We start from the raw sequence: 16,336 nt of genomic DNA on the forward strand, positions 1-16,336 counted from the left end.
CGGTCCCGCCCCTTAAGCGTGGTCAGGGGTCAACTGCCTAGATGACCGGTGAGGCGGCGGTGGAAGCCGGTGCTGCGCTCATCAAGGCCTTCGATCGCCACCGTGGCCCCGTGGTCCGCGTACTTCGTCTCGATGGAGTCCAGGGCGGCGACGGTTGAAGCGTCCCAGATCTGGGCACGGCTGAGGTCGATGGTCACCAGGGCGGGATCGTCGGCATAGGCGAACTGCTCCACGAGGTCGTTGCTGCTCCCGAAGAACAGCGGCCCCACCACGTCGTAGCGGACGCTCTGGCCATCCCCGGCCGGGGTCCGCTCAACACTGATGACATGGGCAACCCGGCGGGCGAACAGCACCATCGCCAGGACAACGCCCACCAGGACGCCGTAGGCGAGGTTCCCCGTAAGGACCACGACGGCGACCGTGACCACCATGACCAGGGTCTCCGGGATGGGCATCCGCTTCAGGGTGGACGGTTTGACGCTGTGCCAGTCCACGGTGGTGACAGCCACCACCATCATGACCGCGGCAAGGGCCACCATGGGGATCTGCCCCATGATCGAGCTGAGGCCGGTCACCAGGGCCAGCAGGAACAGCCCGGCCACGACCGTGGAGATGCGCGTACGGGCCTGGCCGGTCTTCACGTTGAGGACCGTCTGGCCGATCATGGCGCAGCCGGCAATCCCGCCGTAGAAACCGGCCAGGATGTTCGAGACGCCCAGGCCCCAGGACTCACGCCCCTTGTGCGATGGGGTGTCGGTGATGTCATCGACGAGTTTCGCCGTGAGGAGGGATTCCATGAGGCCCACGAACGCCACGCTCAGTGCGGTGGGCAGCACCAGCTGGAAGGTCTCCAGGTTCACCGGGACAAGGAACGGCGTGATTCCTGGCAGCTTGCCGGTGAGGGGACCTTCGTCCAGGACGTCCGGAACGGAGAGTCCCGCGATGATGACGATCGCCGTCACGACGACGATGGCCACCAGCGGCGACGGGACCACCCTGGTGAAGCGCGGAAGGATGAAAATGATCGCGAAGGTCAGGGCGAACAGCACGTAGGCGAGCCAGGGGACATTGAGGACATGGGGCACCTGCGCCATGAAGATCAGCACACCCAGGGCATTGACGAACCCGATCATCACCGACCGGGGGATGAAGCGCATCAGCCTGGCAAGACCGGCCAGGCCAAACACCACCTGGATCACTCCGGCGAGGAGCACCGCCGGCAGGACATACTGCGTTCCGTGCTCATGAACCAGCGGGGCGATCACCAGGGCGACGGAACCTGCGGCGGCAGTGACGACGCCGGGCCGTCCGCCAAGGATCGACATTGCCAGGGCCAGCACGATGGAGGCGACAAGGCTCACCATGGGATCCACCCCGGCAACGATCGAGAACGAAATGACTTCCGGGACCAGGGCCAAGGTGGTGACCATGCCGGCCAGGACCTCGCGCGACAGCTGCCGCGGAGAGCGCAGGGCGGTAAGGACGGTGATCGGTTGCCGAATGGGGCGGGGACGGTCGGCGACGGCCAAGGAGCGGCTCCAGGGGAATTGGCTCTTCTGCGAGAGCGGTGTGCAACGTCTTTGCGCGCCACGATGCGCGGTGGTCCAGCCCTGCCATGGAAGACAATGGGGTGGAGAAAGAATGCGCCGGTGATTCCCGGCCGCATCTGCAACACTACCCCAACGTGAGGGTTGAGCCGGATTGGTGACGTGATGGTGAAAGAGATGACCGCCGAAGAAGTGGTGGCGACGATGCACATCGGGGAGCTGGCAACCCGTTCACAGATGTCCCTGCGAACCATTCGGCATTATGACGAGGTGGGCCTGCTCAAACCGTCCGGCCGCACCGAAGGCGGATTCCGCCTTTACACCGAACGCGACTTTGCGCGCCTGCTGTTGATCCGCAGGATGAAGCCGCTGGGGTTCACGCTCGACGCGATGTCCGGGCTGCTGCGGGTGATCGACGCGTTGGAGGCCTCCGGGCCGGGTCAGGATGACACGGACATCAGGTCCGACTTGAATGAATTCATTGAAGAAGCAGCGAGGCGCCGGGCCAAGCTGGAGGAACAACTCGGCATGGCCGACGAATTCCTGGCGCTGCTTCGCGCCCAATAGCGGACCCCGGGCCCAGACAATGCCGGACGGCAGTGGGATGGAGTGTTCGCCGCCGTTGCCAAACTGTGGCGTATTACCCCGGCTCCGGCCCCGGCGGCAGTAAGCACGGCTGATAAAATGGCCGGGTTGCAGGGCGGCCTTTTTGAAGCTGGGGCAAGCAGTGCCGTAACAAGGTAGGGGACCACAATCATGACGGCAGGCGGGTCACACCTCAGGATGTCGGAGAGCCGGCCGGGCACACCGGCCGGGGTTTCCGTGCCCGCCAAGGGCCGTGCCTACCTGGCAACCCTCGAGGGTTTCATCGGCGCCCTCATGATGTTCGTCGGCTCCATTGGGACGGGCTGGATCGCCAACGGCTCGCCCATGATCCGCCAGCCGGTGGTAATTGCACTCCGCACCGAGGGCTGGGGCGTGGCGGTGTCCACCGTGCTGCTGACGGCCGGTGCCATGCTCATGATGCGTTCCTGGCTCCGGTTGGGCCAGCGGCTGGGGGACTGGGGACAGTCATCGCTGCGGTCCGTGGTGGTGGCCATATCCGCCTGGTCCCTGCCGCTGTTGTTCTGCGTTCCGGTCTTTTCCCGGGACGTCTACGCCTACACGGGCCAGGGCCGGCTGGTCCAGGAGGGCCAGAACCCCTATGAGGTGGGCATTTCCACCCTCAACAACTGGTTCGCGCTGGGTGCCGATCCCGCCTGGGCGGAAAACCGGACCCCCTATGGACCGTACTTCCTATGGCTGGCGCGTGCGGTGGTAGGACTGACCGGTGCCCAGCCCGACGCGTCCGTTTTGCTCTTCCGCCTCCTGGCCGGCGTGGGCGTGCTGCTCTGCGTCATCTACGTACCCAAGCTCGCCGAACTGCACGGAATCAACGGTGCCCGCGCGCTCTGGATCTCCGTGGCCAACCCGCTGTTCCTCATCAGTTTCATCGCCAGCGCCCACAATGACGCCCTGATGGTGGGCCTCGCCGTCGCTGGGGTCTACTTCGCCGCCACACGGCGTTACCTGCTGGGGATCCTGCTGGTGACCGCGTCCATCGGCATCAAGCCGATCACTGTGCTGCTGCTGCCGTTCCTGGGGCTCATGTGGGCCGGCCCCGGCGCATCCTGGCCGCGAAAGTTCCTGATGTGGGGCGCGACGGCGGGCATCAGCTTCGGCGTCCTGGCCCTCAGCGGCGTCCCCTACAATCTGGGCATCGGCTGGACCTGGGCCATCATGGACCCCACCCCCGGCTATACCGGCTACTCGCCGTCGGGCTTCCTGGGCCAGCAGGTGGAGATGCTCGCCAACGCCCTGGGACTGCCCGGCGGAACGCTGGCCACCTGGCTGCGGACCGGCATGAAGTGGGGCGCGATCGCGCTGGTCCTGCTGCTGATGTTCCGCGGCGACTACTCGCGGGCGGTGCGCCGGATGGCCCTGGCGTTCACCGCCGTCGTGATGCTTTCACCCATCATCCAGCCCTGGTACATCCTGTGGTTCCTGCCGTTCCTGGCTGTTACCGGGATCCGGGACGACTGGCAGATCCGCTCGCTTTACGTGGGCGTGACATTCTTTGTGGTGTTCGGGGCGCAGGACCAGCTCTCCGTCTGGTCCTTCGTGGAACTTCCCATCGACGCCTCGTCGCTGGCGTTCTTCACCGCCCTGGCGTTCACGTTCTACCTGCTGGTCCTGGACGTCCACACCCGGAAACTGCTCATCGAAGGCAAACCGCTCGACCTTGCCCGGCGGGCCTGGCAGTGGGCGGTGGAGCGCCGGGCCGAGCGCCGGGCTGATGCCCGCGCCGCCGCCGTCGAGCAATCCGAGGACAGCTAGGCGCGAAACCTGTCAGGCTCCCGCAGGTACCTGCGCTGTGGTTTTCCGGCCCAACTCGGCGGTGCGCTTCACCGACCACCACAGCAGCACCACCAGGAGCACGTTGCGGGTGGTGAGGATGGCCGCCATGACCGGGTGGGCGTGGATGAGCGGGGTGTAGAACAGCGGGTATATCACGAACGTGGTCATGGCGATGCCCATCAGCAAAGCTGCCGGAACCTTCCAGCGCTCCCAGTCGTGGGTGAGGCCGGCGATGATCACCGGTGCCAGCCAGATGATGAACTGCGGGGACCCCACCTTGTTGAACACTATGAAGGCGGTGACCATCATGAGCGCGCCCTCGAGGAAGAGTTCCTCCCGTTCGGCGCCGCGCCGAAGGGCACGCACCAGCAGGATGGCCGCGGTGATGGCCCCAAGGACCAGCAGCGGCTGCATCAGGAAGGCCACGGTACCGGCCCCCGGGCCGTAGACCTCGGTGGAGTTGATGGCCGTGTTGTCCGCCATTCTTGACCCGGCGATGTGGAAGACGCTCAGCCAGACCCAGGGTGTGGAGAAGGTGGCCTCGAGCTGCATGCCGCGCTCGCCCTGGTTGGTGAGGAAGTCCATGATGTGCGGCAGGCCGCCGGTCAGCCAAGTTCCCAGGCCGACGACGGCGGTCACGGCAGCGCCGGCGAGCACCACCTGGATCCGCTTGTGGCTGGCGATCACGATGGGTACCAGCACTGCTGCGGGCCACACCTTGATCCAGGTGGCGATGCTGAGCAGGACGCCTGCCACCACGGGCCGCTCCGCCACATAGAGCAGTGCGATCAGCACGATCGGCGCCGTAATGCCTTCCACCCGGGCGAAGCTCAGGTAGCCCATGAACACCGTGAAGAACAGCCACCACCAGGCCGGCGCAATGCCAGTCACCTTCCGCGGGCCGCGGGTGAGGTAGACCAGGCCGACGGCGTTGAGCGCGCTGATGATCAGGAACCAGACCAGCAGGTAGAGGCTGGGCCCGGCGATGTTGGCGAGGAAGATGGGGATCTGCGCCAGCACCGGGTAGACCCAGGGGCTGATCTTGCCGGTCAGGTCCGATGGGTTGTAGCCGTCCATGGCCCACTGCCGGTACTGCTCGGTGTCGCTGAAGGTATCGCCGTTCAGGAAGAAGGACGCCATCCAGCCCAGGAAGTACACATGGACGACGGCGAAGCCCCACCAGACACTGGATGGGCGGGCGAACCAGTCCACCACTTTTGCCGGGAGCAGTTTGGTGCGGACCGTCACCAGGCGGTCAAAGAACCTCGTGGAAATCTCAGGTCTCCTTGAGCGCGGGGGCGGGTGCGGTGGTCTTCTTGCCCAGCGTGTACAGCCGCCGGACGCTCCACAGGAACAGGACCACCAGCAGGACGTTGCGGATGGTCAGTACCAGCGCCATCCACGGGTTGTTGTGGCTCAGGGCGTCGTAGAAGAGGGGGTAGATGAAGTAGGTTGCCACCGCAATGGCGATCAGCATGGCCGCCGGTACCCGCCATTCGCGCCAGCTGTGCGCCAGGCCCACCGCGACGGCAGGGCCAAGCCAGACCATGAACTGGGGCGATCCCACCTTGTTGAAGACCACGAATGCCGTGGCCAGGGTCAGGGCGCCGGCCAGCAGCAGTTCGGTGCGGTCCACACCGCCGGCCACCTTGTGCTGCTTCCCGTTGTGAAGCGCCCAGAACGTCAGCCCGGCCACCAGGAGGGCGGCCAGGACCAGGAGGGGCTGCATCAGGACGGACATGGTGGCGGTGCCCGGGCCGTCCACCTGCATGGAGTTGATGTCCGTGTTCATGTACATGCGCGAGCCGCCCACGTTCAGGACGGAAAGCCAGAGCCAAGGCGTGGTGAAGGTGGCTTCGAGCTGCATGCCGCGGTCGCCCTGCTGCGTAAGGAAGTTCAGGAGCTTGGGCACGCTGCCCAGGGCTGCCGCCAGCGCAACCACGCCCGCCGTCGTCGCGATTCCTGCCAGCACCACCAGCAGGCGGTTCTTCACGACGGCGAAGAGGGCCAGCATGATGGCCGCGGGCCAGACCTTCACCCAGGTGCCGATGGCCAGCAGGACTGACGCGACGAAGGGGCGCTTGACGCCGTAGGCAAGGGCCACGAGGACCAGCGGGGCGGTGAGGCCGTCCACGCGGGCGAAGCCCAGCCAGCCCATCAGGAAGGTGAAGGCCAGCCACCACCAGCCGGCCGGGATGGCGCTGGTGTTGCGGCCCCGCTCTGTCAGCTTCAGCAGCGCCCAGCCGTTGAGGAGCGTGGTCATGAGGACCCAGATGAAGAAGAAAGGTCCGGGTCCGGCCAGGCCTGCGATCGCCATGGGGATGAGCGCCAGGATGGGGTACACCCACGGACTGGGACCTCCGCTGAGGTTGGCGTCATTGAACCCCGCCATGGCCCAGTCGCGGTAGATGAAGGTGTCGCTGAATGCTTCGCCGTGAAGGGAGAGGGAGGCGGCGAAGACCAGGAAGACAAGGTGCACCACAATGAAACCGCCCAGGAGGCCGCGACCGGTATTCAACCGGTTCCGGACCGGGCTGGGAAGGATGACGTTGCGGATCCTGGTGAGATTGCCGAAGAGAGCGTCGGTGGAAATGGCGGATCCTTGTCAGGTCGTGGCACAGGTGTGGCGTCGTGCTGGTGGCTGGGTTCTGCCGCATGGCTGGTTCAGGGGCGTCGGAGCCGTCCGGAAACAGCTTCCACTCCTGTCCAACTCTAATTCACAGGGCTTGGGCGCCAGTAATTGCTGAGCCATGCCCGCGACGTCACCCTTTTGACCTGCGGCGACTTATTACTTGATTTTTCAAGTTGCTGGTGATCCATTACTGGGGCACCATGGTGCGAGGCACGAAAGTGCCCACCGCCTATGCAGCCAAGGGGAGCGCTGGGCGGCGCATGCCCACCCACCCCTCGAAAGACATAGGCACTATCCATGAACTTCCCGCTGACCCTCACCGTGTCCGACCGCCAGAGCATGGACCGCGAGCTCGACGCCGCTGTCGCGGCCGCCAAGGCCCACGCGCTGGACGGCAAGAGCCACGGCATCCTGGTTACCCGGCACGCCGTGGACAAGTTCACCGTTGCCCTCAGCGACGCGGTTCCCTTCGGCCTCACCCGCGAACACCAGGCCTGGTAGGTCCTCTCCGGCTTAGTTGCCGGAGTTGTCCCCGTCTCCGGAAACACGGTTGCTGCGCTGCTGCAGCCGGTCGATGTGCTTTGACGCCTCCGCCTTGCTCAGGTCCGCGGGAAGTTCTTCGCCGGCCTCCCGTGCCAGCGTATCGAGGTAGCTGCGCTGCGCCGCTGTCATGGGTTCATCCCCGGTAACCCAGTCTTCCGGGTCCCTGTTGAGGCCTGCGTTGGGCTCTGGCTCCGGGCTGCCGATGGTTTCCTGGTTGCTGTCGCTCATGGTTACGAGTCTAGGGCGGGGTGCCGACATTCGGCAGGAGCTGACCTTCTTCAGACGCACACATCTTCATGGCAGCGGCTTTTTGGGCAGGCACCCGCGCGGATACCGCTGGCCGGGTGCCTGCCTGCCGCTCTAATTGCCCGCTCCTGCTACTGCAGGGACTTCTCCGCGGGCGGCAGTTCCTCCTTGCTGCCCGTCCTGCGCCACAGCGGCTCCAGGGCGTCGAGTTCTTCCGACGTGGCATTCCGGAACGGCGGTTCGGCGGGGACGGGCGGTTGCTGCGGGCCCGTGCGCCGGGTGGCGATGAGGCTTGCGCCAATGGAAATGCCCAGGATGGCAGTGATGACGGCGAGGGAGACCGGCGTGGGGATGTAGTAGACGTCGATCTTGAGCGCCATCTTGATGCCCACCCAGATCAGCACCAGCGCCAGGCCCGCCTTCAGGTACACGAAGCGGTGGATGAGGTCCGCCAGCAGGAAGTACATGGCACGCAGGCCCAGGATGGCGAACGCGTTGGCCGTGAACACCAGGAAGACCTCGTCCGTGACGGCGAAGATGGCCGGGATGGAGTCGACGGCGAAGATGATGTCCGTGACTTCAACCAGCACCAGGACCGCCAGCAGGGGAGTGGCAAGCAGTACACCGCCCTTCCGGATCAGGAAGCGCTGGCCATGGAAGGCGTCCGTCATGGGCACGTGCCGGCGGAACAGCTTCAACGCCCGCGACTTCCCGGGGTCGATGTGCTCATCACGCTGCCTGAGCATCCGGTAGCCGGTGAAGAGCAGGAACGCCGCGAACAGGTAGAGGACCCACCCGGCGCCGGCAATGATGGCCGAGCCCGCCGCGATGAACAGGCCGCGGAACACCAGTGCGCCCAGGACGCCGAAGAAGAGCACGCGGTGCTGGTACTCCCGGGGGACGGCGAAGAACGTGAAGATGATCGCCCAGACAAAGACGTTGTCCACGGCGAGGGACTTCTCGATGAGATATCCGGCGAAGTACTGCTGGCCGAATTCCGTGCCGTACAGAAACCAGACCAGTCCGCCGAAGGCTACGCCGAACAGCACCCAGACCGCGGACCAGGCCGCGGCCTCCCGGACGCTGATGACGTGGGCGCGGCGGTGGGCCACGAGGTCGATGGCAAGCATGAGGAGGATGAATCCGATGACGGCGAACCACATCCAAAGGGGCACGTTCAAGGGGTACCTGCTTCCAGTCAGTAACTACCAACTGGAGGTCTCTCCCGGCCATCGCCTGGCCCGTCCACCGGAAGGCGCAGGGGCCTCCGTACTGACGATGGACTGAAGTGGGGGATACTCCCCTCCGTATGAATAATGTACAGAATCTTTGGAACGTTGGGTAGGTAAGCAAGAACCAAAGCGAAGCGGAAGGCTGATTCGATGGATGCGAAGCTCAAAGTGGCTGTGCTGGGGACGGGAATCATGGGAGCGGCCATGGCCCGGAACATCCAGCGGGCCGGACATGATGTTTCAGTGTGGAACCGGGACCCGGCCAAGACAAAACCGCTGGTTGCCCAAGGTGCCCGGCGTGCCGCTACCCCTGCCGAGGCTGTCGAGGCAGCCGACGTCATCCTGACCATGCTCCACGACGCCGCCGCGGTGGAAGAGGTCATCCGGAGTGCAGCGCCGGGTGTGCGGCCCGGCACTGCCTGGGTCCAGTCCACCACCGTTGGGGCGCAGGACGCCCCCTCGTTGGCCGCCCTGGCTTCAGGGCTTGGCTTGGACCTGGTGGAGGCGCCTGTTTCCGGAACGCGGGCCCCTGCCGAGGCCGGCCAGCTCCTGGTGCTTGCCGCCGGTCCCGAGCCAGTGCGGCACCGCGTGGCACCGGTCCTCGATGCCGTGGGCGCCCGAACCATCTGGACGGGTGACGACCCCGCCACGGGTTCGGCCGCCCGCCTCAAGCTCGTGGTCAACAGCTGGGTCATCGCAGCCTCCAACGCCGCCGGTGAAGTGGTTGCCCTTGCCCAGGCGCTGGGCGTTGACCCGCAGCAGTTCCTTGGCGTGCTCGACGGCGGTCCGCTGGACCTGCCCTATCTGCGCACCAAGATGGACCTCATCCTGAACGACGGGCTGGAACCTGCCTCGTTTGCCGTGGACACCGCCCGGAAGGATGCCCACCTGATTGTCGACGCTGCCGCCGGGCAGGGCTTGAAGCTGGACGGCGCTGTTGCGTATGCCGCCCGGCTTGACCGGGTGGCCGGGCAGGGGCGCACCAAACAGGACATGGCTGCGGCCTATTTCGCCAGCTACTAGAGTGCCGGGCGCAAGGCTGGCCAAGCTACCGGGATAGCGCTTGCCATTGACGTAATCCTCGTCACCTTCTATATTTGATGAATCGATTCAAAGAGCTGACGCCCCATAGCCAATAAGTCCAGTACTGAGCAGGACTGCCCCGGGCGCAGACACCACCAAAGAACAGCGTGAATCCCACCAGTTCCGGTTCCTTGCCAATGAAGACGAAGGACATAAGTACATGAGCACCACCCCAACCCTCGTTCCCCTCAGCAGCCAGGGAGCTGGAACAGGTCCGCGGGACCCGAGGAAAGCGGCGATGAGCGGCTGGATCGGAAGCGCCCTGGAGTACTACGATTTCGCGCTGTACTCCCTTGCGGCCACGCTGATCTTCCCCACGATTTTCTTTCCTTCGGAGAACCCCACCGTGGGAATCATCGCCTCCCTGGCAACATATGCTGTGGGGTATGTTTCCCGTCCCGTAGGTGCCGTCGTCCTTGGAGCGTACGGTGACCGGCACGGGCGCAAGAAGGTCCTCGTCTTCGCGATGCTGCTCATGGGCTTTGCCACCTTCGCTGTAGGACTCCTGCCCACCTACGGACAGGTGGGCCTCCTGGCGCCCGCCCTCCTGGTGCTCCTCCGCCTGGTCCAGGGCTTTGCCGTAGCCGGCGAGCTTGGCGGTGCCAGCGCCATGATCGTGGAGCATTCCCCCGACGCCAAACGCGGATTCTTTGCCAGCTTCAGCCTCCAGGGCACCCAGGTGGGTTCGATCGTGGCCACCGCCGTCCTCCTCCCGCTCGCCGCCATCCTCCCGGCTGACCAGTTCGGCACCTGGGGCTGGCGCATCCCGTTCCTGCTCTCCGCCGTCGTGATCCTGGCCGGCTACTTCATCCGCCGCCGGGTGCAGGAACCGCCGGCCTACGCAGCGCAGTCAGGCAAGCCGGAAAGCAAGCGATTCCCGCTCGTTGAACTCCTGCGCACCCGGCCGGGAGCCCTGGTCCGCTGCATCGCCATGACCTTCACCAATGTCATCGGCATGGCCACCCTCATTTTCGGCGTCTCCTACGCCACCCAGAAGGGCTACGGCAACGGCTTCTCCAGCAGCGAGTTCCTGTGGGTGACCCTCGTGGCCAACATCGCGGCCGTCGCCACCATCCCGCTGTTTGGCGCACTTTCCGACAGGATTGGCCGGCGGATGCTCATGGCTGCCGGCGGTGTCATCGGCGGCCTGCTGGTGACCGGGTACCTGTGGGCCATCGAGCAGGGGAGCCTGCCGCTGGTCTTCGTGTGCGTCGTGATCGTGCAGGGCATCTTCTTCCAGATGTGGAACGCCACCTTCGCCACGTTCTTCCAGGAGCAGTTCCCCATGCGGATCCGCGTGACCGGTTTCGCGGTCTCGCAGAACATCGGGCTCATGATTGCATCGTTCTTCCCCAGCATCTTCACCGCAATCGCGCCTCCGGGCTCCACCAACGTCCCGCTCACCATCGGGTTGACCACGCTGGGCATCTGCCTGGTCTCCGCGGTGGCCACCCTGATGTCACCGGACACCAAGGGCAAGTCACTTGAGGACCTCGAGGTGCAGGAAACGGCGAAGGCCGGGGCATAGCCCAGCCGACGCGCACAACTGCAGGTTCAGGAGGGGGCAGCGCATGCTGCCCCCTCCTTCCTTATGTCCCACCCTAATGCCTGAATGTATAGATGTATACAAGTATGATGGCGGGTGGAGGTCCAAGATGCCAGAAACACCTGCCCGGAACACCGGTGCCCACTTTGTCTACGCCGAACTGAAGCGGCGGATCCTTAGCCTTGAGCTGAAGCCGGGGGAACGCCTCTACGAGCCGGCCATGGCGTCGGCCCTGCAGGTGAGCCGCACACCGCTCCGGGAGGCCATCAGGCGGCTCATCTCGGAGAGCCTGCTGGAACAGCAGCCCACCGGGGGAGTGCTGGTGCCGGTGCTGGACGAGTCCGCCATTTCCGAACTGTATGAAGTCCGCGCGGCCATGGAGTCCCTCATGGCCCGCAATGCCTGCATGAAGGCGACGCCGGCCGACATCGAAGCCCTCCAAGGCATTCTTGAACGCAACGCGGCCATGGTCAAGTTTGCCGACGACGCCATGCAGCAGGGCATGGCACTGCACGCAAAGATCGCCACGATCGCAGGGAACTCCTGGGCCCGCCGGTTCCACAGCCAGATTTCCAGCCAGATGGAACGCTACCGGCACTTCACCAACAGCAGCCAGGAACGCCGGGACCAAGCGCTGGCCCAGCACCGGGTCCTGGTGGCGGCCCTCGCCGGCGGGGACCCGGACAAGGCAGCCACGATCGCGTTCGACCACGTCATGGGCGCCCGCGACGCCGCGGTCCGGGCCATCTCCGGCAACAGTGCCTCCGGCTCATGATCGGTGAGCTGGGGCGGCGCCCGGCCGTGGCCCTGCTGGTCCATTCGGCGCTGATCCAGGCCGTCACCTTCCTGGTCCGGCCGGCAGCCACCTACCGTGCGCTGGAGCTGGAGGTTCCGGACTTCGCCCTGGGCCTGCTTGCAGCCAGCTACGCGGTCTTTCCCCTGCTGCTCGCCGTTCCCACGGGCAGCCTGGTGGACCGCCTGGGTGAGCGGCGGCTCATGGCGATCGGGTCCGCCGTCGTCCTTTCCTGCTCTGCCTTCCTGCTGCTGTGGGGTTCGTCGATTTTGGCCCTGGTGGCCGGGACCGCGCTGCTGGGGGCCGGGCAGCTGGCCTGCGTGGTGGGGCAGCAGGCGGTGGTGGCCAACAACGCTGCCTCGTCGCGGATGGACTCCGCGTTCGGTTACCTGACGTTCGCAGCATCCCTGGGGCAGGCCCTGGGGCCGCTGGCGATTTCGCTGGTGGGCGGCGCCTCGGTCCGGCCCGACACCCAGGCGATCTTCCTGCTCTCGGTGGTCATGAGCCTGGTGCTCTTCCTGACGACCTTCGTCCTCCCGGCGCACGTCAGCGTCCGGAGGAAGAAGGGCGCGGCCGCCACCAAGGGCAGCGCCCTCTCGCTGCTGAAGGCCCCCGGGGTGGCCCGCGCGCTGGCCGCCAGCGCCACCGTCCTTGCAGTGGTGGACCTGACCATGGTGTACCTGCCCGCCCTGGGCGCCGACCGGGGACTCACTGCGGCAACGGTGGGTGCCCTGCTGACCGTGCGGGCGGTGTTTTCCATGGTTTCCAGGCTCCTGCTGGGCAGGGTGTCCCGGAGGATCGGCCGGATGCGGCTGCTGGTGGTGAGCCTGGCCCTGTCCACGTTTGCGTTGGCCGTTGTGGCCATCCCGATGCCCGTGTGGCTGCTGTTTGCCATCATGGCGGTGCTCGGGCTGGGGCTCGGCATCGGCCAGCCCCTGACCATGTCCTGGCTCTCGGCGCAGGCCCCGGCGGGGCAGCGTGGCAGGGCGCTGGCTTTGAGGCTCGCCGGGAACCGGGTGGGGCAGGTGGTCCTGCCGAGTGCCATCGGCGGCGTGGCGGCCGGGCTCGGCTCGGGCGGGGTGTTCCTGGCCTCCGCGGTTGTGGTGGGCGGGACGCTCCTGCTGCTCCGGGGCGTGCAGCTGGACTGATCGCGGCACGCGCGTCACGCAGGGCATGCTTTCGGGATATGGCCGACGGCGGCACCCCGGGTTTCCGGGGTTTCCCCGCCAAAGGTGGGCCGGAAGCGTGCCGTGCGTGACGCCGTCGTTTGGCCTCCTACGGCAGCCGCGACGGCCGCAGCAGGCTTGCGTCCCCGCCCCGGGCCGGATCCAGCGGCACCGGGCTGACCAGCACCGCCTGGCCCCGGCGCAGCAATCCGCTGGAGACGGCACGGCAGCGGATGCCGCCCCGCCCCCGCATGGCGGGATGCGCGCCGGGGGCCAGCACCTCGTTCATCCACGCACAGGGCTGGGCGTGCCGGCCACCGTGGAGGGTAACCGAGGACCCGCCGGACTCCAGCGCGAAGTCCTGCCCCAGCAGCGGTGCCAGCTGGGCGCCGCGAAGCACCACGTTCCGCCGGGTCAGCAGGGGGTCGAACGGCCCGGCGCCGAGCTCCTCGGCGATGGCCTCAAGGGACTCGATGGCGAACAGGGTCACCGCGGCGTCCATGTGGGCGGCCTTGCCGAAGAACCGGTCACCCACGATGCCCTTGCCGCCCACCACCTCAGCCTGTTCAGCATCAGTGGTGGGAACGTCGGCGGCGCCGTCCCTGGCGCGGCCGAAATAGGCGTGCGCGGGGGACACCAGCAGGTGCAGGATCTCGACGTCGTAGCGGAAGTTTTCGGCCATATGGCCAGCGTACGCGCGGATTCAGGCCCCTACATACGCTGCCAGATGCTGCCCGGTGAGCGTGGCCCGCCCGGCCACCAGCTCGGCCGGCGTGCCCTCGAAAACGATCCTGCCGCCGTCGTGCCCTGCTCCGGGACCAATGTCGATGATCCAGTCCGCGTGCGCCATCACCGCCTGGTGGTGCTCGATCACGATGACCGACTTGCCGGAATCCACCAGCCGGTCCAACAGTCCCAGCAACTGTTGGACGTCGGCCAGGTGCAGGCCCACTGTTGGCTCATCCAGGATGTAGACGTCGCCGGTCTCCGCCATCTGCGTGGCGAGCTTGAGCCGCTGGCGCTCGCCGCCGGACAAAGTGGTCAGCGGCTGGCCGAGCGTGATGTAGCCCAGGCCGACGTCCGCGAGACGTTCAAGGATTTTGTGTGCGGCCGGCGTCCTGGCCTCACCCTCCGCGAAGTAGGCCAACGCTGCGTCCACGGACATGGCCAGCACGTCGGCGATGTTCTGCCCGCCCAGGGTGTACTCCAGGACGGCGGGCTGGAAGCGGCGGCCCTCGCAGTCCTCGCAGGTGGATTCGACCGTGGCCATCACGCCGAGTTCGGTGAAGATCACGCCCGCGCCGTTGCAGGTGGGGCAGGCGCCCTCGGAGTTGGAGCTGAAGAGTGCCGGCTTCACGCCGTTGGCCTTGGCGAAGGCCTTGCGGACGGGCTCCAGCAGGCCGGTGTAGGTGGCCGGGTTGCTGCGCCGGGACCCCTTGATGGCGCCCTGGTCGATCACCACCACGCCCTCGCGCATGGCCAGCGAGCCGTGGATCAACGAGCTTTTGCCGGAACCGGCCACGCCCGTCACCACGCACAGCATGCCGAGCGGAACGTCCACGTCCACGTTGTGCAGGTTGTTCGTCGAGGCGCCGCGGACCTCCAGTGCGCCCGTCCGCTGCCGGAATGAATCCTTCAGCCGGGCGCGGTCGTCCAGGTGGCGTCCGGTGATGGTGCCGCTGGAACGCAGCCCGTCGACGTCGCCCTCGTAGACAATCTCGCCGCCGCCGGTGCCGGCCTTGGGGCCGAGGTCGACGACGTGATCGGCAATGGCGATCATCTCCGGCTTGTGCTCCACCACCAGGACGGTGTTGCCTTTGTCCCGCAGCTGCAGCAGGAGGGTGTTCATCCGCTCGATGTCGTGCGGGTGGAGCCCGATGCTGGGCTCATCGAAAACATAGGTGACATCGGTCAGGGAGGAACCCAGGTGGCGGATCATCTTGGTCCGCTGTGCCTCGCCGCCGGAGAGGGTTCCGGCCGGCCGGTCCAGCGAGAGGTAGCCCAGGCCGATCTCGGCGAACGAATCCAGCAGGTCCCGCAGCCCGACGAGCAGCGGGCGGACGGAGGGTTCATCCAGGCCCCGGATCCACTGCGCCAGGTCGCTGATCTGCATGGTGCAGAGGTCCGCGATGTTCTTCCCGTTGATCCGTGCGTTGAGCACCTCCGGAGTGAGCCGCGTTCCGCCGCAGTCCGGGCAGGTGGCGAACGTGACGGCGCGCTCCACGAACCGCTTCACGTGCGGCTGCATGGCCTCCACGTCCTTGGAGAGCATGGACTTCTGGATCTTGGGGATGACGCCCTCGAACGTGAGGTTGACGCCTTCCACCTTGATCTTGGTGGGCTCGGCGTACAGCATCGTGTCCAGCTGCTTCGCCGTGAACTTGGCGATCGGTTTGTCCATGGGCAGGCCCATGCCCTCGAACAGGCGGCCGTACCAGCCATCCATGGAGTAGCCGGGAACGGTGAGCGCACCTTCGGACAGGGACTTCGTATCGTCGTACAGGGCGGTCCGGTCGATGTCGCTGATGTTCCCCATGCCCTCGCAGCGCGGGCACATGCCACCCAGGTAGGTGACCTGGCGGACCACGTTCTTCTCCACCCGGCCGCCCTTCTCGGTGCTCATGATGCCGCTGGCCTTGCGGGTGGGCACGTTGAAGGAGAAGGCCGTGGGCGGGCCGACATAGGGCTTGCCCAGGCGGCTGAACAGGATCCGCAGCATGGCGTTGGCGTCGGTGGCCGTGCCCACGGTGGAGCGCGGGTTGGCACCCATCCGTTCCTGGTCCACAATGATCGCCGTGGTCAGGCCCTCCAGCCGGTCCACGTCCGGCCGGGCCAGGCTGGGCATGAACCCCTGGACAAAGGCGCTGTAGGTTTCGTTGATCATCCGCTGCGACTCGGCGGCGATGGTGGCGAACACCAGGGAACTCTTGCCCGAGCCGGAAACACCCGTGAACGCGGTCAGCCGGCGCTTGGGCAGATCCAGGCTCACGTCCTTGAGGTTATTCTCCCGCGCACCCTGGACGCGGATCAGGTCGTGGGTGTCGGCAACGTGCGCCGCCTGCCTGGTTTCCATGTCTGCTTCCGTGCTCAAGGTGTCCCCCTTCTTCCTGGAGCGGCGCCGAAGCGTAGCTGGCCTGCAGCCCCGCTCCGG

Annotated in this window: 14 protein-coding genes; 7 read left to right on the plus strand and 7 right to left on the minus strand. The window is 66.4% G+C overall.

Annotation, left to right across the window (positions count from 1 at the left end; all coding sequences use genetic code 11):
- Positions 1-29: 29 nt before the first annotated feature.
- The gene (locus tag FBY33_RS05460) at positions 30-1,529 is read right to left on the minus strand and encodes a SulP family inorganic anion transporter (RefSeq protein WP_142029641.1); all 1,500 of its coding nucleotides are present in this window, start codon (positions 1,527-1,529) and stop codon (positions 30-32) included.
- Between the two features lie 195 nt (positions 1,530-1,724).
- Here FBY33_RS05460 and FBY33_RS05465 point away from each other — a divergent pair, with 195 nt between their 5' ends.
- Positions 1,725-2,114, plus strand: coding sequence for a MerR family transcriptional regulator (locus FBY33_RS05465; RefSeq protein WP_442858319.1), 390 nt, complete (start codon positions 1,725-1,727; stop codon positions 2,112-2,114).
- Between the two features lie 189 nt (positions 2,115-2,303).
- On the plus strand, positions 2,304-3,923 hold the full coding sequence (gene mptB, locus FBY33_RS05470; protein WP_142029643.1) for a polyprenol phosphomannose-dependent alpha 1,6 mannosyltransferase MptB: 1,620 nt from the start codon (positions 2,304-2,306) through the stop codon (positions 3,921-3,923).
- Positions 3,924-3,935: 12 nt separating this feature from the next.
- On the opposite strand, the gene FBY33_RS05475 is transcribed toward mptB, so the two are convergent.
- Complete coding sequence (locus FBY33_RS05475; RefSeq protein WP_142029644.1) at positions 3,936-5,192, minus strand: glycosyltransferase 87 family protein; 1,257 nt, start codon at positions 5,190-5,192, stop codon at positions 3,936-3,938.
- A 28-nt stretch (positions 5,193-5,220) separates the two neighbouring features.
- Complete coding sequence (locus tag FBY33_RS05480) at positions 5,221-6,489, minus strand: glycosyltransferase family 87 protein (protein WP_442858343.1); 1,269 nt, start codon at positions 6,487-6,489, stop codon at positions 5,221-5,223.
- Positions 6,490-6,873: 384 nt separating this feature from the next.
- On the opposite strand from FBY33_RS05480, the gene FBY33_RS05485 reads away from it, so the two are divergent.
- Positions 6,874-7,077, plus strand: a complete 204-nt coding sequence (locus tag FBY33_RS05485) for a hypothetical protein (protein WP_142029646.1) — start codon at positions 6,874-6,876, stop codon at positions 7,075-7,077.
- 12 nt (positions 7,078-7,089) lie between these two features.
- Here the strand turns inward: FBY33_RS05485 and FBY33_RS05490 are convergent, their stop codons facing one another.
- Positions 7,090-7,347 (minus strand): DUF3072 domain-containing protein, encoded by a 258-nt coding sequence (locus tag FBY33_RS05490; protein WP_142029647.1) that lies wholly within the window; start codon positions 7,345-7,347, stop codon positions 7,090-7,092.
- A 149-nt stretch (positions 7,348-7,496) separates the two neighbouring features.
- Positions 7,497-8,546, minus strand: coding sequence for a TerC family protein (locus tag FBY33_RS05495; RefSeq protein WP_142029648.1), 1,050 nt, complete (start codon positions 8,544-8,546; stop codon positions 7,497-7,499).
- Between the two features lie 201 nt (positions 8,547-8,747).
- On the opposite strand from FBY33_RS05495, the gene FBY33_RS05500 reads away from it, so the two are divergent.
- The 4 genes from FBY33_RS05500 to FBY33_RS05515 all read left to right on the plus strand — a co-directional run bounded on the left by FBY33_RS05500 (position 8,748) and on the right by FBY33_RS05515 (position 13,167).
- A complete protein-coding gene (locus FBY33_RS05500; protein WP_142029649.1) occupies positions 8,748-9,620 on the plus strand; it encodes an NAD(P)-dependent oxidoreductase in 873 nt (290 codons plus the stop codon).
- 220 nt (positions 9,621-9,840) lie between these two features.
- On the plus strand, positions 9,841-11,208 hold the full coding sequence (locus FBY33_RS05505) for an MFS transporter (protein ID WP_142029650.1): 1,368 nt from the start codon (positions 9,841-9,843) through the stop codon (positions 11,206-11,208).
- Positions 11,209-11,335: 127 nt separating this feature from the next.
- The gene (locus tag FBY33_RS05510; protein WP_142029651.1) at positions 11,336-12,001 is read left to right on the plus strand and encodes a GntR family transcriptional regulator; all 666 of its coding nucleotides are present in this window, start codon (positions 11,336-11,338) and stop codon (positions 11,999-12,001) included.
- Complete coding sequence (locus FBY33_RS05515; protein WP_142029652.1) at positions 11,998-13,167, plus strand: MFS transporter; 1,170 nt, start codon at positions 11,998-12,000, stop codon at positions 13,165-13,167. Before FBY33_RS05510 ends, FBY33_RS05515 begins: the two co-directional genes overlap by 4 nt.
- A 127-nt stretch (positions 13,168-13,294) precedes the next feature.
- On the opposite strand, the gene FBY33_RS05520 is transcribed toward FBY33_RS05515, so the two are convergent.
- Together FBY33_RS05520 and FBY33_RS05525 are read right to left on the minus strand one after the other, a co-directional pair.
- A complete protein-coding gene (locus tag FBY33_RS05520; RefSeq protein ID WP_142029653.1) occupies positions 13,295-13,867 on the minus strand; it encodes an MOSC domain-containing protein in 573 nt (190 codons plus the stop codon).
- Positions 13,868-13,888: 21 nt separating this feature from the next.
- Complete coding sequence (locus FBY33_RS05525) at positions 13,889-16,258, minus strand: ATP-binding cassette domain-containing protein (RefSeq protein WP_200831442.1); 2,370 nt, start codon at positions 16,256-16,258, stop codon at positions 13,889-13,891.
- Positions 16,259-16,336: the final 78 nt, after the last annotated feature.

Origin of the sequence: Arthrobacter sp. SLBN-112 (assembly GCF_006715225.1) — a bacterium.
GTDB lineage: Bacteria > Actinomycetota > Actinomycetes > Actinomycetales > Micrococcaceae > Arthrobacter.